This window comes from Winogradskyella vincentii, assembly GCF_020166345.1.
In the GTDB taxonomy this organism is placed as follows: Bacteria; Bacteroidota; Bacteroidia; order Flavobacteriales; family Flavobacteriaceae; genus Winogradskyella; species Winogradskyella vincentii.
In genome coordinates this window covers 71,393-90,500 of sequence record NZ_JAIUJS010000010.1, presented here as the reverse complement: position 1 = coordinate 90,500, position 19,108 = coordinate 71,393, and the positions used below count along the sequence as shown (strand labels likewise).

Genomic DNA, 19,108 nt, shown 5'->3' with positions numbered 1-19,108 from the left:
CGCAAATATAAATCCCTTTAACTACATAACAAGCACTTTGACAACCTTTTTTTCAGAAAAAAAAAACAGCCCAAAACAAATGCCTACCTGTCAAGATGTTAGATAATTATTGCTAATATTTTATTATAGAAAAAAGTCCCAAACCAATCCAAACCTTACTGTGAAATCTCTGTAAGGATGATTTGGAGCTGAATAAAAATTAAACCCAGTAAAGGCGGAATTAAAATGTTCAGCCATTAAGAATATACGTGTCTGCCTAACTTTTGCATTAATAAAAAAATCTAATCGGGGAAATCCACCATACTCGGAATCATTTTGAGTATAAAACTCTGCGAGTAAGGGATCGTATCCATTCATATTATACTTAGTAAAGTAATTAAATGTAACACCCGTTTGTAATGTCATTGCATTTTTGAAAATTTGATTAGAATAATAAAACGTATTTCTGGTTAGCAATGCAGGTACGTTTAAAACGTCGTCATCACTAACAACATTCTGGTACATTACCGTATTGTCCAAAGCAAAATTTCCAAATTTAAGTTCTTTTTCCAATTTCAATCTCAAATACTGAAGTGATTTATCATACTGGGTTGGTCTTATAACTTTAATGCCATCAAGTGTAGCATCCAAATTGAAATAGGTGTAATTATCAATATTAGTTATATCTAATTTAGCATTTAAGTATTTATCTGAATTTAGATAAACGGAAAGTTGTTGTGAATTAATATTTTTAAAAGAATCGAGATTATACCAATTGTAATTGATATAGTCGGATTGATAAAGCAAATAATTATAATTAGGTAGTCTAGACGTAATATTTATTCCTCCACCGAAGCTGATATCTTCCTTAATTTTTAGAGTTAGGTTAGCATCGATATAATTACCACTGAATTCGTCAGACAAATTCAAGCCAGCGGTACCTTGTAATTTTAGAGCGCCAATTTCTTTTGAATAACCAGCATCAACTCCAATAAAACTAGTCTTAATTCTATTGGGTATTAATTCATCTGCAATTAAAACAACGCTGTTATATCCATAATTTAAATTGGTATAGTTTAAATTAAAGGAAAGGTTTCCCAATAAATCATTTTGATAAAGAAAACCAATTTTCGTTTGAAAATTCTCTAATGTCACTTTATCCTTTATTTCATTAGTAAACGAATCACCGAAATAATCAGTTTCAGATGAACTTTGTGTGTAATCGTAATACTTATCTTCAAAGGAAATAGTATTGTTAATGTATAAGTTATTGCTATCTAATGAATCGTTTTTCTTAATAATTTGATATGAGTGATCTAAGTAAAATCGTTTACCAACAAGAATATTTTCAGCATTCTCGAAATTAGGATCGAAGACTGACCTATCTAAAAACTCCTCATTACCAGTTTCAAAATTCTCAAGATCTACATCTTGCAACCCACCATTTTCTTGATTCAATAAATCTTGCATTACGATATGACCTCTGGCGTTATATCGATTATTCTTTGATTTATAATTAGACGTAAATCTGAAATTACCAGAACTGGTTAGAGCATTCTGATAATTACCTAAGGATCTTAATCCTTTATAAGCAATAGAAAAATTAAATTGCTTAGATAAATTCACAGAAAAAAAAGCATCTAACATTTGACCTTGCTGAAATGCAGTTTTATAAGTTAATCTTGTCCAAGGTGTTGGTACTTCATAATACTTTATATCATCTGAATCGTAATAATTAAAATGCCTAGCCCTAGCACCAAATAAGGGCATTAAACTTTTACCCTTTGGATTATAGGTTAAGGTATTATAGGTCTGGCCAATATTAGCAAATGGCATTAAACCAAAATTGTCTCTTTGCAGATAATTAAACTTGTAATGCTTATTGATTACCAAAGTTGTATCTACAATTGATGTATCAACTTCAGTATTAAATTGAAGATACATATCAATAGAGGCCACATTCTTAAATCCCTTTGCCCTTTTAACTGCTGATGTATCCTCACCGAAAGGATTATCCGGTCTCTTAACATTCCCAGTACTTAATTTAGTTTGCGAATACATTGTATTAACCACAAACAAAACTAAAAAGATGGTAAAAATATTCTTGGCAAACATTAAATTTAACTAATTCTCAAAGGTTATTTATGTAGGTTTTGATACAAATGTAATTAAATAATTAACCAACTAATGTTGAACAAATATTAAATAACTCCATAAAAAAAGACCGTTATTTAGAATAACGGTCTTTAGTAATAATTAGTATCCTATAATTATATAGAAAATGTGCCAGAAACGGTAGAGCCACCAACGGAATCAGTTGCCAATACTTGACCACAACCATTAATTACTCTAAAAGTACTACCACCATCACCATATGAATCATTTAATGTCATAGTGTACGAACCTGCTCCTAAGGTAACATTCACAACAATTGTTGTAAAGTCATCTGCTGGATTATTATAAGGTCCTCCAGAAGCAACTACAGCACCAGACGCATCAGTAACAGCCCAAGATGTCTCATCTGGCCAGTTATCTGTATCTATTTCTATAGTAACATTACCAGCTGTTGCTGGTGGACACAATAACGCCGCGTTAATTGAAACTACAGCTGTTTCTGCAATAGTATCAATGTCTGTTGTTGGCGTGAACTCTAACAAGATTTCTTGAAAATCAAATGTTAAACCTGCTTCTAATACAGTCACCTGAACAGTTGCAGAATTTGTTCCTGCTTCAATAACTACAGAGCTAGGTGCAGAATAAGCTGCAGCATCAGCTGTAGAATTAGCAGTTGTTAAACTGAATGTTCTATCTGATCCAGTCTTGTTACCAGTATAAATATTAATGTCAATTGTTTTACTTCCTTCACCAACATCTACAGTCTCAGTGATTTCATCAACTCCGAAAGCTATGTAGTTAGGTGTTAGGGTATCCTTATCTTCCTCACAACTGTAAGTAAGAACAAGACATCCAACTATTAATAATTTTAAAATTTTCTTCATTTGAGATAAGTCTTTTTGATTTTATTTAGTTTTGATCGTTGATATTCGGATTATCCTGAATCTCTCTTTGAGGGATCTCAAAAGTTAATCTGTCATCATTATGAGCAATCGATTCTCCAACGAAAGACAAGTGGTTATTACCTCTAGTAATAGTTGCTTGATTTCTCTTCATTGCAAAATAAGATTTACCTTCACCCCACAATTCCCATCTAGTTTGCATGTAGATCTCGTCGATTAACGCCTGTCCACTTAATGCATCTATATAAGAAGGGTCTACAACTCTATTATCAACTAAAGAATGTAAAACTGTTCTAGCTTGTCCATCTTGTCCTAGTCTAGCTAATGCTTCAGCCTCTAATAAAATCATTTCAGCATGACGCATGTATACATAATCAGCTTTTACTTGCGTAGAAGTACCAAATGGCACACGATCAGCATCATATTGCTTAAATAATGGTTGTAAGTAGTTTGCACCAGGTGTAGCAAAGAACTGATCTCTTCTGATATCATCTGCTCTCATACTATTATATAAACCTTCGTCCATAACCTTAGTATCACCAACAGCAGCATAACTATAAGAGAAGAAATCTACTTGTCCCCACCAAGAAACAAGACCAACACCAGAATTTTCATTGATGTCAACTCCCCACATCCAAGAAGGGTTACCAACTTCATTAAAACCACCTAAGATACCAAATGTATCAGCAGTTGGAGGCATTAAAACAGTACCTGATTCATTACGAGCTTGGTTAGCATATGCCGCAACCATATCCCATCTTTGTCTCTGAGCTGCTATTGCATAAGCTAAAATTCCTTTTGCAACAGACTGATCTATCTGAGCTTTAGAACCTCTTGTGTATCCTTCTAATAATTCAATAGCTCTGTTTAAATCACTTTCAATTAATCCATAAACTTCAGCTTGAGTAGACTTTGGTAAAGTCTCAGCAGTTAATCTATCATATAATGGTAGGATTGGCTGATCAGCTGAATAATCATCAGCATACAATTGAGCTAACATAAAGAATGAATGCGCTCTAGATGCTAAAGATTGACCTAATAATGCTCTTACTTCTGGATTTTCAGGATCCGCATCTGGACCACCTAAATTTGACATCGCTAAGTTAGCATTTAGTATCTGACTATAGTAATAAGACCACGTTTGGAAGTTATCCGTAAACGTAAAATCTTGAGTAGCTTGCATTTCTGTTATAGAAGCTCTATACCATCCATAAACACTACCTGATAAAGCCATATCACTACATAACATATCAGAGAATATATCATAAGCTTTTTGACCAAAGTCATCATGACCACCTGTACCACCAGTACCACTGGTAAACATAGTTGTATAAATACCATCCACTGAACCTTGTACTAATCCAGGATTTAAGTTTACAACCTCTCCTAATTCAGTTTCTGAAATAAATTCAGTAGGCTGTTGGTCTAAGAAGTCCTCCTCACAACTATGAAGGCCAATCAATAAACAACCTAAACCAATTAATTTTAAAACACTTTTTTTCATATCGCTTTTTTTTAAGTTAAAATTTCAATCTTAAACCAAGAGTGAAAGAAGAAAGTGGCGCATAGATATTTCTAGCTGTGAAACCTGCTTCTCTTACTGTTGGGTTATATCCTTGTCTTGCAGTAGAGATAAATAAGTTATCTCCAGAGAAGAATATGTTTACATTATCAATACCAGTTTTGTCCAAAAACTTACTTGGTAAGTTATAACCGATATTAACACTGTTTAAGGCAATATAGTCAGAGCTTATGATAAATCTATCACTTTGCCCAACATCGTTAGGAACAGAACCATTACCTAATAATGGTACATTAGTTATGTCACCTGGTTGTTGCCATCTATCTCTAATATCTGCGTGTAACGTACCACTAGCAGTAGCAAATCCACGCTCAAAGAATTCTCTATAATTGTTATCATACGCATAACCACCAAACTGATATGTAAACTGAACACCGTAAGTGAAGTTATGGATGTTACCTTGTAATCTGAATGCACCTTGAAGGTCTGGAATAACTGACTTATCAGCCCAAAGCTCTGTTGCAGTATCATACTCTTTAGTGACTCTTTTCTTGAAATTATCAGAATCAGGGTTTCTAAATTTATGAACTTCTAATGAATTCGCTTCAATCTCTTCACCTGGATCTAAAATATCATTGTTATTTAAATCATCGAAATACTCGTACCACATTGGGAACCCGTCTGCAGGATCTACACCAGCATACTCTCTCATGTAGAAGTCAAAAATAGAACGACCTACCTGAAGAGCAGTAGTTGCTCTGTTGATAAATTCGTCTGGAGTTTGATCTGGTAATGCTAATAATTCATTGTTATAGTGTGCACCGTTAACGGCAACATCTAATGAAACATTTTCCTTGTTTACAACATGGAAGTTTAAATCAAATTCTACACCTGTATTTCTTAACTCACCATCATTTACTAAAAGTCCATTTGAACCAGAAGATGGATTTACAGGCTTATTGAAAAATAAGTTCTCTGTATCATTTCTATACCAATCGATACTACCATCTACAATGTCTCCAAGTGTAAATTCAGCACCAGCTTGTAATTGTTTCTTTCTTTCCCAAGTAATATCAGGATTTGCAATATTACCAACTAAAGATACAGCAAAACCACCGTCTAAGTTTGTAACGTCAAATAGGTTAACACCATTGTAATATTGACCAGTTGCCGAAACTACACCAGCCTCATCACCAGCTAAACCAAATGATCCTTTAATTTTTAAATATCTTAAGAAATCACTGTCTTCTAACCATGATTCATTAGACATAATCCATGCACCACCAACAGACCAGAATGTATCCCACTTATTATCAGCGAATACTGAAGACCCATCACGACGGATAGACCCTGTTAAGTAGTATTTATCGTCGAAGTCATAATTTACTTGACCGAAATAAGATTCTAATGTTCTTCCTTCTTGGAAACCTTCAGCAGGATCTTGATTAACAATGTATTGCGTTAACTCAAGAGCAAATGGAACCTCAGCACCAGACTTAGAACCAGTTTGAACTTTGAAACTTAACTCATTACTTTCATGTGCAGCAAGTGCTTCGATTGAGTGTTTTCCAAAATCTTTTCTATAACGGAATAACTGTAAGAAGTTACTTGTCTCGTTTGTTTGATTACTTTGGAATAACTCACCACCAGCTGAAGAACCAAAACCATAAAATTGGTTTGACATGCTCTTAAAGATGTTTCCTCTATACTGGTAACTATATGAAGTTTCGAACTTTAAATCTTTAGTAATGTTAATATCAAGATTTACACTACCAATAAGCTCGTTTCTGTCATAACCATTAAAGTCAAAAAGCATATTTCCGTATGGGCTTACACCATCAGAAGACGGTCTACCAGGAACAGCACCACCAAAAGTAATTGCACCATAATCAGGAACAAATCCACCTAATATAGGATCTGGAATTTTGTTACCATTATTATCTCTAGCAAATACACCAAATATTCTTGGCACTTTATCTATAAATTCAAATATTGCAGAAGAACCACCTAAATTAGCACTGTTTCTTTGTTCTGCATAAAGGTATGAAATGTTTGTACCTACTTTTAACCAATCCTTGATTTGAGAAGATACGTTAACACGTGCCGAATATCTTTTATAAGAAGAGTTACGTGCAATACCTCTATCATCTAAGAAACCACCAGAAACGAAGTATCTAGATTTTTCATCTCCACCACCAAATCTTACGTTAGCTTCATAACGCATACCGTCACGGATAATTAAATCCTCAAAATTTTCAGGCGTGAATTTTCTTGATACACCAGTAAACTTTCCAGTATTTGGATCGATTAATTGGTTGCCAGGAGCATTCCACATGTTATAACGTAAAGGAAGCACACCAGTAATACCAGTGTCACCAATAAGGTTTTCAGTTGCCCATGCATTAGCAGTAGCAAGATCTTCACCAAAATTAATTCTACGTCCGTTTCTAAGACCCTCCCATATTAACTCAAGATTCTCTTCTTGGTTAGTTACTGTATCGTAACGATCGATAATCTGAGTGTTAACACCAGACTTAACATCTACCTCGATATAGCTTTCAGCAGAAGAACCACTCTTAGTAGTAATTAATACTACACCGTTAGATCCTCTAGAACCATAAATAGCAGTAGCTGTTGCATCCTTTAATATTACAGTACTTTTAATATCAGTAGGATTAATAGCATTTAAAGTCTCTGTGGCAGTAATTGGAATACCATCTACTACATAAAGTGGCGAACGGTTACCACTAATAGAACCGAAACCACGAATACGTACCGTAGAAACAGTACCTGGCTGACCAGTTGTATTAATTACCTGAACACCTGATGCCTCACCAGCTAACGATTGTGTTACGTTAGCGAAGTTTTTATTCTCGATATTTTCGGAATCAACCTGTGTAACTGTACCTGCAAAGGCTTTTTTCGTTGTAGTACCATAACCTACGACTACAACTTCTTCTAACGCATTCTCAGTAAGAGCTACGTCATAAACGTTACTTGCACCTACAGTAACTTCAGTAGGATCCATAGCAACATAAGAGATGACTAATACATCTCCTGATTGAGCTTGAATAGTATATTTACCATCAAAATCTGTTTGAGTACCTCTCGCTGTACCCTTTACAACTACTGTCGCACCAGGAAGGGGTAAACCATCTGAAGCTGTAGTAACTGTACCTGTGACAGTTTTCTCTTGTGCAAAAGAAAATTGCATCACGAACGCCATGAATAGCGTTAATAACCATGTTAACTTTAATTTCATAAAACAATTATTTGAGTTAGTCTAGTTGCAAACATCTTAATTTAATATTAAATAAACAAGTGTTTTTGCCAAAAAAATGTTAACTCAATTACGAATCAATTAATCGCGGATTCTAAAAGTTTCCGCGGGGTTTACAGGTTTTGACCTATTACTAAGATACATAATGTGTAAAAGGGTTGCGTTAAAATTTTAACTTTGTTCAAACTTTAACATTTTGCCTTTAAAAATTCAATATTCAAACTTTGATCTAGAATGCGGTACTGACGAAGCCGGCAGAGGTTGTTTGGCAGGTCCCGTAACTGCAGCTGCTGTTATCCTTCCTTTATCATTTAACAACTCCTTATTAAATGACTCTAAACAGCTTTCAGAAAAAAATAGAAATCAATTAAAATCTATTATTGAATCAGAAGCTTCCCATTTCTCTATTCAACACATCTTTGAAGCTGAAATTGATAAAATCAATATACTTAATGCTTCAATTAAGGCTATGCACCAATCAATTTCCAATCTAAATATTGAACCTAATTACATAATAGTAGACGGCAACAAGTTTAAACCTTACAAAAGCATACCTCACAAAACCATTATTAAAGGCGATGGCAAATATTTAAGTATAGCAGCCGCATCTATTCTTGCAAAAACTTATAGGGATTTGTACATGGAACAATTACATGAAGAATTTCCAATGTATAATTGGAAAAGAAACAAAGGGTACCCAACCAAGGAGCATAGAGACGCCATTAAAAAGTACGGCCCTACAAAATACCATCGAAAATCATTCAGATTATTACCAGAACAATATCAATTGGATTTATAACTTCTTATATTTGATATTAATTTAATCCTACAGCATTAATGAAACATTTTTGTTTTTATGTTTTGGTTTGCTTTCTTATAGTGTCTTGCCAAAAAGATTATGATAAAAACCTAAAACCATTTCATTTTATCCCAGAAACTTCTGACCTTATTATCAAGGTTAATGCTTTAAATGACTTTAGCATTAGTTTGGAGTCTAACCTAATTCTTTATTCCTTATATAATAAGGACATAAAAAATGTAGAATCCGTAATAAGGAAATTTAATTTTACATCTCCTATATATATAGCTTTTAAAGAAAAATCAATTAACAAGACGGAATTCCTAATTCTTTCTAAAGGTGAAATTGATTTATTTGTGTCTGATAGTTTATCAGGTAATCTTCGGGAAGGAATCAAAAACTCCGAAGTAACTAAAATAATTATTGATTCAACGGACTTTTATTACAACCATATTAATGGAGTGTTTATTGGATCGAATAATATAGATTATGACTCGAGGTTAAATACAACAGATATATCATCGGAATTTTATGATTTAATTGAAACAACTGATAATTCTGCGCTGGCATCTGTTATCTTTAAAAGTGATAATATCAAATATTCAGATTTGTTGTTCTCAGAATTTTTGAATGATGAGTATGCTGTTATTGATATCAATCATAATTCAGGTAACATATCCTTTAACGGTATCGTAACCAACACTGATACGTTAAACAATATACTTTCTAGAATTAAGTCTACTCTACCACAAAAAATAAATTCTTCACAAATAGCTCCCAGCGACACAAGAGAATTAAAGAGCATTCTATTTGATGATTACTCTAAACTTAAAAAAAAGTCTAAGGATACAACCAATATAGGTACTGATAATTTAAAGTCTTTTTTAACTTATAGTAATGAAATTGCTCTTATTGACAATGCTTTAGTTCTACATTCATTGGATACAGATTTATTAATAGAGTCAATTGATGATAAAAGCTTTGAAGAATCATTTAGAGAAATAGACATCTATAGTTTTGGTAAACCAGACTTTTTTAAATATCAGTTTAAGCCCGTTATTACCTTTGACGAGTCATCCTATTTCTTTGCAAAAGATGATTTTGTAATTTTCTCTAGCAATGTTGAATTTTTAAAAAAAATAATAACTGATTATTTAAGCAACAATACACTTTCGAATTCTGAAGCTTTTCAAAACATACAAGAAAACTTAAGTGACGACTCTTCCATTTTTATTTATAAAAACTCTGAAAATTTATCCGATATTTTTAATTCAAATTTAGAGGGATATGATGCCAATGCGGTACAATATATATATGAAGACGGTTATGCTCATATAAATGGAATTATTCAAAAATTCAAGAGGAAAAGAAGTGCTAACACAATTGCAGAAAATTTTAATACTAGCATTGAGGGTGATATTATTCTAGGCCCTCAGGTTGTAACTAACCATCTAAATAGAACCAAGGATATTGCAATACAAGATGCAAACAACAACCTTTATCTTATATCAAGTGCTGGAAACATTTTATGGAAGAAAAAATTGCAAGACAATATTTTAGGTAAAATTGAGCAAATAGATATTTATAAAAATGGTCGTCTACAACTTGCTTTTGCAACTTCAAAAAGAGTATATGTTATAGATAGAAATGGTAAAGATGTTGGACCCTTCCCATTAAAATTTAATGATCCCATAACACAACCATTATCTGTATTTGATTACGACAAGAAAAAAGATTACAGATTATTAGTCACCCAAGACAAAAATCTATTAATGTATAATACTAGAGCCAAGAATGTAAATGGGTTTAATTACAAGAGCAATAGTGGTACAATAATCACTCAACCAAAACACTTTAGAATTGGTAATAAAGACTTCATTGTTTTTGGTGCAGGTGAAAGACTTAAGATTCTCAATAGAAGAGGCGCAGATCGTATTATAGTGAATGATAAAATTAGATTTTCCGAAAATCAGATTTATTTGCATCAAAATAAGTTCACAACAACTAACACATTAGGCCAGTTAATACAAGTCAACACAAAAGGTGAAAAATCAACTAAACAACTAAATCTATCCGAAAACCATATCATCGATGCTACTAGCAAAACACTGGTTACTTTAGATGAAAACAAATTACAAATTAGAGCTAATACCGTAGATTTAGATTTTGGCGATTATACCAATCCCGAAATATTCTATCTCAACGATAAAATTTATGTAACCTCCACAGATTTACAAACCAAAAAAATCTATTTATTTGATAGCCAAGGAAAACATATTCCAAATTTTCCTATATACGGAACTTCAGAAGCAATTTTAACCAATTTAGATAGCGATATAAATTTAGAATTAGTCACTCTAAGTGATAGTAAAACAATTCTAACCTATAAACTTTATTAAGCCCAACTAGACACCTTCATTTTTAAATCTAAAAGGTAATAACTAATTTTATAATATAAAGTGCCATAAAGAATAATATTTAATAAAAGTCTATACAACATTTGAATATAAAGGCAACCAAATCTAAAGTCCTCGAGTCCGAAAACGCCAAATTTATTTTGGCGTTTTCACTTTTATGTTCTATACCTTTTGTAGTATTGCACCTCAAATTAATGATGTAAAAATCTCTAATGATAAAAAGACAAAAAGCCTCCTTAAAAGCCTGTGTTATCCATAAGGTTGGTAACAAATTCAATGATACAAAAAATGCGTTTTCAGATCAGTGTGTAGACTTTGATGAAGCAACATATGAACTGATGTTGCCTTACTTATTAAAACCCTTTGTAAGCGCCTCTGAAAGTTTCAGGTTTCATCACCATAGTGATATTGGTTTAAATGAAATCAACACCTATTCAAACCAAATTTTCAATGGCGAAACTGAATTTGTTGAGGTATCTAAACACATCTTATCTCATCTCTATGAACAAAGTAATTCTGCACAAATTAAAACTGGTGACGTACTAGTATGTCATTTTGAAAATATCCAATATGAGGACTATTTTACAGATGCGATAGGAGTTTTCAAAATAGAAAATAAAGTCCCTTTTTTTCAAACATATTTAGAATCTGGAAATTACGATATTCTTGTACAAAAAGGTATTCAATCGAAAAAGGTAGATAAAGGATGTTTAATACTAAACACCTCAGATATGGAAGGTAATATTGTGTTAAGTGTAGACAACAATACTTACGATACACAATATTGGACAAAGCGCTTTTTAAACATAAAATATCCAGACGATAGCAACCAGCACACTAAAAACTGTATTGAAATGTGCAGAGAGTTTTCAAAGGAGGTTATTCAACCAAATTTTGGCGGACAAGAGAAGAGTAATTTTTTGGCCAAAACCGTAGACTTCTTTAAAGAAAATGAAATTGTAAATATTGAAGCATTTAAGGAAGAGGTATTTGATGAAGAGGATCAAATACAGCTGTTTGAAGATTACAAAAAAGCTTACGAGGCTGAGAACAAAGTACTGATCAGAAATCAATTTGATGTTTCAGAACGGGTTCTTAAAAAACAAAAGCAAAAGATTAAGACCGAAATTAAATTGGACACCAACATTCAAATAAAACTAGATGTTGATGCACCTGATGCCTCTGCTGAATATTTAGAGAGAGGCTATGATGCAGAGAAAAAAATGCACTTTTACAAAGTGTTTTTTAATGCTGAAGCTTAATTAACTAAACATTACACCAAATTCTATCTTAAATTTCTCTTAAGACTGACCAATATCAATTTATATATTTCATTTGAATTGTAAATTGGAGATAAATAAGTTCATAAGACAATTTTGTCCCTGAATGTTACTTATTCTAAAATTAGATTATTAACCATTAAATCAATTATTATGAGCTTAATATCTGATAATATAATACCTGGACCAAACGGCAGAGTTTTTGGAACCAATGCTGTAGAAAAAAAGGATTTAGATTGTATAAAAAATAGAATTCTTGGTTTAGAAGGAATTAAATCCGTAAAGGTTAACATGGATGTATTCCCTAGAGAGTTTACAGTATATGTTTCTAAACTTATCAGTGTAGAAGATCTAGAGAAAAGAGTGAAAACCACAGGTTTTCATGCAGTTCCAACTAAGGATTTTGAAGTATAGCTTCAAGATTTTATAGACATTCAATAGTGTGGCAAATTAATTTTTGCACACACTAAATAAAATTTGCTTCAAAGAGGTTACTAAAATGTTTCAAAATCTTTGCCTTTACCTCTTCTTCATCAACATGTTTTAACTTTAATTCATTATTTAGAGAAGTAACAGCTTTCCCTCTTATTCCGCATGGGATTATATTATCAAAATAACCCAAATCCGCATTTACATTAAGAGCAAAACCATGCATGGTTACCCATCGGCTAGCTCTAACTCCCATGGCACAAATTTTACGTGCAAATGGTGTTCCAACATCTAACCAAACACCTGTTTCACCAGGACTTCGTTCCGTCTTTAAACCGTATTCTGCCAACGTAAGAATTATTATCTCTTCTAAAAACCTAAGGTATTTATGAATATCTGTAAAGAAATTATCTAAGTCTAAAATCGGATATCCAACTATTTGACCAGGGCCATGATATGTTATATCTCCGCCTCTATTAATCTTATAAAAGGTTGCACCTTTTTCTGTTAATTGAGATTCAGACAATAGTAAATTAGACAAATCGCCACTCTTACCCAAGGTATAAACATGTGGATGCTCAACAAAGAGAAAATGATTGTCAGTTGCCAATCCAGCATCTTCTCTTCTATTCTTAATTTTGGTATCTAAAATTGCCTTAAAAAGAGTTTCTTGATAATCCCAAGTATCCTTAAAATCTTTTAAACCTAAATCCTCTAGTTTTATATCCTTATTCATTATCAAATAACAAAATAACCACTTCTTAAAATGAATTTTAAGAGTGCAAAGATAAGCAATTATCTATCGGGATTATTCAAAATAACCAAGGCCGCTATAACGCCTGGAACCCAACCGCAAAGCCATAATAAAAATACTATAAAAATTGATCCACATCCTTTATCAAAGACTGCTAAAGGTGGGCAAATAATGGAGAGTAAAACACGCCAAATACTCATATTCTCGTTTGATGATTTGATGATTAAAACTTCAAAACAAAAGTTAAAAATTGTCTCATTGAGTTTGCCGATATAACATCTAACATTTTAAAAAGTAATATGAAAAAAAACAATTTTAATTTGGCAAACTCAATATGACAAACTAACTAACTATTGTTTTATCTATACAGATTTTTATTGATCTGTAACTATATGACGCAAAGTGTTATAAGTTGTTACACTTTGGATATTATCTATTTCAAAGTATCTTATTTTTATGTAGTTTCGCTTTATGCGCTATTTGTTTTTATTATTCTTTGTTTGGCTTTACGGTATTGGATATGCTCTGTATTCCTTTTCTGGATATATAGATGCTGAAGGCGGGAACAAAATTCTAAAAATCAAAGGCACGGTAGTTCCATTAAAATAATTTATATTAATCAATATCTAAAAAATTATTTAATTCTATGAAGTCAACTACAACTTTAATTTTTGCAATATTGAGCACCTTCATATTAAGCGCCCAAGACTTAAATAACGAGATTCTAACAGGAGATGACGCTCCATATTTACTCGGTAAAATAGATAAGTCTGGTTTACAAGGCGAACATTATGCCTCGTGGTTTAAGGAAGAACACAGTCAATACGAAGGAAATAACAAAATTATAGAGGAATTGAGCACTATTTTAGGCGACTATAAGATAATGCTCTTTATGGGTACTTGGTGTAGCGATAGCCAACGTGAAGTACCTAGACTTTATAAAATATTAGAAGCATGTAATTATCCGATGAATCAATTGACTGTTGTGGCCTTAAGTAGGGAAGCTAATTTGTACAAACAGAGTCCTCAGCATGAAGAAGAAGGTCTAAACATACATCGTGTACCAACAATCATTTTCTACAAAGACGGGAAAGAAGTTAACCGTATAATAGAAGAACCTATAAAAAATTTGGAAGAAGATATACTCAATATAACGACTAATAACAGCTATAAGTCTTACTATCATGTCGTTACAGTTGTAGACAATATTCTAAAATCAGAAGGAATTGAGGGTTTAAAGAAACATGAGGCGAAACTTTTAGACAAGTATAAAGCCATGGTATATACTACAGGCGAATTAAATACTTACGGACGCATTCTTTTTGGTACAGAAAGAGTTGATGAATCCATCGCAGTTTTTGAACTTAACACAAAATTTTTTCCTGATGAGACTGCAACTTACATGAGCTTGGCAAATACTCTTGGCGCAACTGGGCAAAAAGATAAAGCTATTAAAGTGCTCCAATCTGCTCTAGAAATGCATCCAGACGATGAGGATCTAAAAGAAAATCTAGAAGTCATCAAAAATAATTAACAAAACTAAGTACCTGTAGAAAAAAATCATCTACAGGTACTATTTACCTGTTATTCACAGACGGCTTCTAAAGCATCTTCGATATCACCAGGAGTACTCATAATTTTCATAAATGTACCCATGGTAAGGTCTGGCCAATGCAATGCTATTCTATATTTTCCATGAAGCATTGTAGCTTTATTACCTTGTAATATAATTTCATAAGGTAATGCAGCAACATGAGCCTCGCCTATTTTAGGCAGAAAATGTGCTTCGCCTTCTTGTTTACTATTCAAACCAACACCAAATACAGCAACTTTTTTATCAGGATAAATAAGCTTGTAAACCAATTTTGTGTTACCTTTTCTTGCCGATAAATTATTCTGAATTTTAGTAACTCCAGTTTCAAAGGAATCATATTCTTGCAGGGCAACAGGATCTGTAAAATAAGGCATCATTATTTTATAATGATACTTTTTGAGTTTTTCAGCCTTAACGGTACCGCCAAAAGGCGTGAAATCATCACCTAGACCAGATAAAGCAGTTTTTAAATCCTTAGAGAATTTTACAAATGTAGTTTTGTAAGTTTCAAAATTTTCCATGAGATAAGCTCGTAAAAGATAATCTGGATTGGTGTATGAAATATACACTTGCCCATCCTTTTTTTCTAAACCTACCTTTAAGACTGCAGCCAGTGCCCCTCTGTCAGACACTTTAACTGCTTTTGACTTCAAAGCATAATTTGTAAAAGCAATTACCTTTAGTGTTGATTTTCCAGAAGGATTATAAGTACCTAAAATCTCAAAACCATTAGTTTTTAAAGCATTCTTAACTTCAGACGCTACACTTTCTATTGACCCTGTTGATTTCCCAACTTTTATATAAGGTGATAAATCTTGACCAAAGGAAAATGATCCAAAAACCACCAATGTTATTAAGCTTATGAAATAATTTTTCATTGTATTATGTTTTATTTAATTCTGTAATCTTTATGTTGTTTTCAATCTTCTAAAAATCCGCATATAGCGAAGCATAAAATAACGATATTAACCCTAAATAAAACATGATAATTATCACTACAAACCCTTACAAAATTGATAATTCAATAAATTTTTTAGTTTTTATTTTTTGGTGGATTGCAATTTATTCTAAAAGATTTCATACTACTTTTGAAATAGTTTAATTTTGCGCTTTTAAAAATTAACAGAATGCAACTTTCAGAACAAGAATTAGTAAGACGAGAAAAGTTAAGCAAACTTAGAGCCTTAGGTATAAATCCATACCCGGCTGATTTATTTCCGGTAAATCATACTTCTCAACAGATTAAATCTAATTACGAAGAAGGCAAAAAAGTAATCGTTGCTGGTAGATTAATGTCTCGTAGAATTCAAGGAAAAGCATCATTTGCTGAATTACAGGATAGTGAAGGTCGTATTCAAGTATATTTTAATAGAGACGAAATTTGTCCTAATGAAGACAAGACACAATATAACGATGTATATAAAAAGCTTTTAGATATTGGTGATTTCATTGGTATAGAAGGTGAATTATTTACAACACAAGTAGGCGAAAAAACGGTTATGGTTAAAGAGTTCAGCCTTTTGAGTAAAGCCTTAAAACCATTGCCGTTACCAAAACAAGACTCAGAGGGAAATACCTATGATGAGTTTAATGATCCTGAGTTGCGTTACCGTCAGCGCTATGCAGATTTAGCCGTTAACCCTCATGTTAAAGAAGTATTTGTAAAACGCACCAAGCTTTTCAATGCTATGCGTAACTTCTTTAATGATGCAGGTTATTTTGAAGTTGAAACTCCAATATTACAGCCAATTCCTGGTGGTGCAGCGGCACGTCCATTTATAACTCATCATAACTCATTAGATATTCCTTTATACATGAGAATTGCTAATGAATTGTACTTAAAACGACTTATTGTTGGTGGATTTGATGGCGTTTATGAATTTTCTAAAAACTTTAGAAATGAGGGTATGGATAGAACCCATAATCCTGAGTTCACAGCAATGGAAATTTATGTGGCCTACAAAGATTATAATTGGATGATGGACTTCTGCGAAAAACTGTTAGAATATTGTGCAATTGCTGTTAACGGTACTACAGACGCAACGTTTGGAGAACATCAAATTAGCTTTAAAGCACCTTACAAAAGAATTACAATGCGTGATTCTATCCTAGAGTTTACAGGATTTGATATTTACGGAAAGTCCGAAGATGAAATCAGAGAGGCTGCAAAATCTATGGCTGTTGAAGTAGATGACACCATGGGTAAAGGAAAACTAATAGATGAAATTTTCGGAGAGAAATGTGAAGGAAATTATATTCAGCCAACCTTCATAACTGATTATCCGAAAGAAATGAGTCCGTTGTGCAAGGAGCATAGAGAAAACCCAGAGTTGACCGAACGATTTGAACTTATGGTTTGTGGTAAAGAAATAGCAAATGCGTATTCTGAGTTAAATGATCCTATTGATCAAAGAGAAAGATTTGAGCATCAATTAAAGCTCGCTCAAAAAGGTGATGACGAAGCCACTGAATTTATAGATTATGATTTTTTAAGAGCCCTAGAATATGGTATGCCACCAACATCAGGGATGGGTATAGGAATGGACAGACTAGTAATGTTCTTAACTAATAATCAAAGTATTCAAGAAGTATTGTTTTTCCCTCAAATGAAACCTGAAAAGAAAAAGGTGGAATTAAGCGACAATGAAAAAGCAATATTTGATATCCTAAAGTCTGAAAAACGAATGACTTTAACCGAATTAAAATCGCAATCGGGATTGAGCAATAAAGGTTGGGACAAAGGAATAAAAGGTCTAAGTAAATTAGGCTTAACCAAAGTTGAAAAGACAGAAGAAGGGTTATTTGTAGAAATAGTCTAATTTCTAACATTTTCAACCACATTTAATAAGGAACTATATAATTATGGTTCCTTTTTTAAAAGGATTAGATTTCCATTCAACCAAATAAACTTGCTTTTTTATTCATTTTTGTTAAATTCGCTCTACTATTAACCTTCATCAGGCCCAAAAATGAAGCAACTTACGTCCCTCCTATTAGTTTTAATTTTCGTCTTTTCTTGCGAAAGTGATGATGGTATGACTATAGTTGAAACACCTGCTGTAGTTGCGGAATTTAAGACAAATCTTTCTGAACTAAATCTTTATTCAGGTGACATTAGTGATCTCATCATTTCTCCAAAGGCATTCGAATATGAAATAAGCACACCTCTTTTTTCAGATTATGCTCACAAAGAACGATTAATTGCATTACCTGATAATACATCATTGCAGTACAATGGTGACGGACTTCCAATATTTCCGGATAACACGGTCATAGCAAAAACTTTTTATTACAATTTAGATGAGCGTGATTTATCAATGGGCAGACATATCATAGAAACAAGAGTGCTCATAAAATCCAATGGAATCTGGGAATCTGGAGATTATAAATGGAATGCAGATCAGACTGACGCTGTATTAGATCCTAGCGGAAGTACATTACCAATTTCATGGATTGATATTGAAGGTAACGAAAGATCTACCCAATATGAAATTCCATCAAATCAGGATTGTTTTACCTGTCATAGCAGTTATGACAATATAACGCCAATAGGGCCTAAACTGAGATCTTTGAATTTTGACAGAAATGGTGTTAATCAGCTACAGAATTTAATAAATACAGGCCAACTTACAGGAATAACAGAAGTAAGTTCAGTTGACAGTGTACCAAATTGGCAAGACACGTCCTATTCAATGGAAGAAAGATCTAGAGCCTACTTTGAAGTTAATTGTGCGCACTGTCATATTCCTGGTGGGTTTTGTGATGATCAATCCACCTTAAATTTAGACTTCTCAACACCGTTTAGCGAAACAAATATTGTAGAAAGAAAACAAAGTATATCATTTAGAATTTCCGAAATCAATCCAGGTTTCAGCATGCCATTTATTGGCACAACATTATTGCATGAAGAAGGTGTTTCATTAATCCAAGAATTTTTAGACAGCCTGTAGTTGGCGTTAAATAAATACTAAAGTCAGTTTTTTAACACAGACATTGCTCTTGTAATCCGTATTTTCAAGCGAATTTTTAAAAAACCG

Annotated in this window: 14 protein-coding genes; 7 read left to right on the top strand and 7 right to left on the bottom strand. The window is 32.8% G+C overall.

The window, feature by feature from the left end:
• Positions 1 to 123: 123 nt before the first annotated feature.
• The 4 genes from LBV24_RS14155 to LBV24_RS14140 form a co-directional block, all read right to left on the bottom strand.
• Positions 124 to 2,094, bottom strand: coding sequence for a putative porin (locus tag LBV24_RS14155; RefSeq protein ID WP_224479316.1), 1,971 nt, complete (start codon positions 2,092 to 2,094; stop codon positions 124 to 126).
• A gap of 155 nt (positions 2,095 to 2,249) precedes the next feature.
• On the bottom strand, positions 2,250 to 2,978 hold the full coding sequence (locus LBV24_RS14150; RefSeq protein ID WP_224479315.1) for a hypothetical protein: 729 nt from the start codon (positions 2,976 to 2,978) through the stop codon (positions 2,250 to 2,252).
• Positions 2,979 to 3,003: 25 nt separating this feature from the next.
• Positions 3,004 to 4,500: a RagB/SusD family nutrient uptake outer membrane protein gene (locus LBV24_RS14145; RefSeq protein WP_224479314.1), complete on the bottom strand. Its 1,497-nt coding sequence runs from the start codon at positions 4,498 to 4,500 to the stop codon at positions 3,004 to 3,006.
• 16 nt (positions 4,501 to 4,516) lie between these two features.
• On the bottom strand, positions 4,517 to 7,780 hold the full coding sequence (locus LBV24_RS14140) for a SusC/RagA family TonB-linked outer membrane protein (protein WP_224479313.1): 3,264 nt from the start codon (positions 7,778 to 7,780) through the stop codon (positions 4,517 to 4,519).
• Between the two features lie 214 nt (positions 7,781 to 7,994).
• On the opposite strand from LBV24_RS14140, the gene LBV24_RS14135 reads away from it, so the two are divergent.
• The 4 genes from LBV24_RS14135 to LBV24_RS14120 all read left to right on the top strand — a co-directional run bounded on the left by LBV24_RS14135 (position 7,995) and on the right by LBV24_RS14120 (position 12,708).
• Positions 7,995 to 8,597 (top strand): ribonuclease HII, encoded by a 603-nt coding sequence (locus LBV24_RS14135; protein WP_224479312.1) that lies wholly within the window; start codon positions 7,995 to 7,997, stop codon positions 8,595 to 8,597.
• 38 nt (positions 8,598 to 8,635) lie between these two features.
• Positions 8,636 to 10,996: a ribonuclease HII gene (locus LBV24_RS14130; RefSeq protein WP_224479311.1), complete on the top strand. Its 2,361-nt coding sequence runs from the start codon at positions 8,636 to 8,638 to the stop codon at positions 10,994 to 10,996.
• 230 nt (positions 10,997 to 11,226) lie between these two features.
• Positions 11,227 to 12,276 (top strand): nucleoid-associated protein, encoded by a 1,050-nt coding sequence (locus LBV24_RS14125; RefSeq protein ID WP_224479310.1) that lies wholly within the window; start codon positions 11,227 to 11,229, stop codon positions 12,274 to 12,276.
• A 171-nt stretch (positions 12,277 to 12,447) separates the two neighbouring features.
• Complete coding sequence (locus tag LBV24_RS14120; RefSeq protein ID WP_224479309.1) at positions 12,448 to 12,708, top strand: heavy-metal-associated domain-containing protein; 261 nt, start codon at positions 12,448 to 12,450, stop codon at positions 12,706 to 12,708.
• Between the two features lie 52 nt (positions 12,709 to 12,760).
• On the opposite strand, the gene lipB is transcribed toward LBV24_RS14120, so the two are convergent.
• Positions 12,761 to 13,459, bottom strand: coding sequence for a lipoyl(octanoyl) transferase LipB (gene lipB, locus LBV24_RS14115; protein ID WP_224479308.1), 699 nt, complete (start codon positions 13,457 to 13,459; stop codon positions 12,761 to 12,763).
• 59 nt (positions 13,460 to 13,518) lie between these two features.
• Complete coding sequence (locus tag LBV24_RS14110; protein ID WP_224479307.1) at positions 13,519 to 13,677, bottom strand: YqaE/Pmp3 family membrane protein; 159 nt, start codon at positions 13,675 to 13,677, stop codon at positions 13,519 to 13,521.
• 446 nt (positions 13,678 to 14,123) lie between these two features.
• Here LBV24_RS14110 and LBV24_RS14105 point away from each other — a divergent pair, with 446 nt between their 5' ends.
• The gene (locus LBV24_RS14105; RefSeq protein WP_224479306.1) at positions 14,124 to 15,011 is read left to right on the top strand and encodes a thioredoxin family protein; all 888 of its coding nucleotides are present in this window, start codon (positions 14,124 to 14,126) and stop codon (positions 15,009 to 15,011) included.
• A gap of 50 nt (positions 15,012 to 15,061) precedes the next feature.
• On the opposite strand, the gene LBV24_RS14100 is transcribed toward LBV24_RS14105, so the two are convergent.
• A complete protein-coding gene (locus tag LBV24_RS14100; protein ID WP_224479305.1) occupies positions 15,062 to 15,949 on the bottom strand; it encodes a hypothetical protein in 888 nt (295 codons plus the stop codon).
• Between the two features lie 249 nt (positions 15,950 to 16,198).
• Between LBV24_RS14100 and lysS the strand changes: the two genes are divergently transcribed.
• A complete protein-coding gene (gene lysS, locus LBV24_RS14095) occupies positions 16,199 to 17,890 on the top strand; it encodes a lysine--tRNA ligase (protein ID WP_224479304.1) in 1,692 nt (563 codons plus the stop codon).
• Positions 17,891 to 18,040: 150 nt separating this feature from the next.
• The gene (locus LBV24_RS14090; protein WP_224479303.1) at positions 18,041 to 19,021 is read left to right on the top strand and encodes a hypothetical protein; all 981 of its coding nucleotides are present in this window, start codon (positions 18,041 to 18,043) and stop codon (positions 19,019 to 19,021) included.
• Positions 19,022 to 19,108: the final 87 nt, after the last annotated feature.

Coding starts and splice junctions, on each gene's coding strand:
- LBV24_RS14100 (WP_224479305.1), bottom strand. CDS start 15,949: ATGAAAAATTATTTCATAAGCTTAATAACATTGGTGGTTTTTGGATCA.
- LBV24_RS14125 (WP_224479310.1), top strand. CDS start 11,227: ATGATAAAAAGACAAAAAGCCTCCTTAAAAGCCTGTGTTATCCATAAG.
- LBV24_RS14140 (WP_224479313.1), bottom strand. CDS start 7,780: ATGAAATTAAAGTTAACATGGTTATTAACGCTATTCATGGCGTTCGTG.
- LBV24_RS14120 (WP_224479309.1), top strand. CDS start 12,448: ATGAGCTTAATATCTGATAATATAATACCTGGACCAAACGGCAGAGTT.
- LBV24_RS14150 (WP_224479315.1), bottom strand. CDS start 2,978: ATGAAGAAAATTTTAAAATTATTAATAGTTGGATGTCTTGTTCTTACT.
- LBV24_RS14105 (WP_224479306.1), top strand. CDS start 14,124: ATGAAGTCAACTACAACTTTAATTTTTGCAATATTGAGCACCTTCATA.
- LBV24_RS14090 (WP_224479303.1), top strand. CDS start 18,041: ATGAAGCAACTTACGTCCCTCCTATTAGTTTTAATTTTCGTCTTTTCT.
- lysS (WP_224479304.1), top strand. CDS start 16,199: ATGCAACTTTCAGAACAAGAATTAGTAAGACGAGAAAAGTTAAGCAAA.
- LBV24_RS14145 (WP_224479314.1), bottom strand. CDS start 4,500: ATGAAAAAAAGTGTTTTAAAATTAATTGGTTTAGGTTGTTTATTGATT.
- LBV24_RS14130 (WP_224479311.1), top strand. CDS start 8,636: ATGAAACATTTTTGTTTTTATGTTTTGGTTTGCTTTCTTATAGTGTCT.
- lipB (WP_224479308.1), bottom strand. CDS start 13,459: ATGAATAAGGATATAAAACTAGAGGATTTAGGTTTAAAAGATTTTAAG.
- LBV24_RS14110 (WP_224479307.1), bottom strand. CDS start 13,677: ATGAGTATTTGGCGTGTTTTACTCTCCATTATTTGCCCACCTTTAGCA.
- LBV24_RS14155 (WP_224479316.1), bottom strand. CDS start 2,094: ATGTTTGCCAAGAATATTTTTACCATCTTTTTAGTTTTGTTTGTGGTT.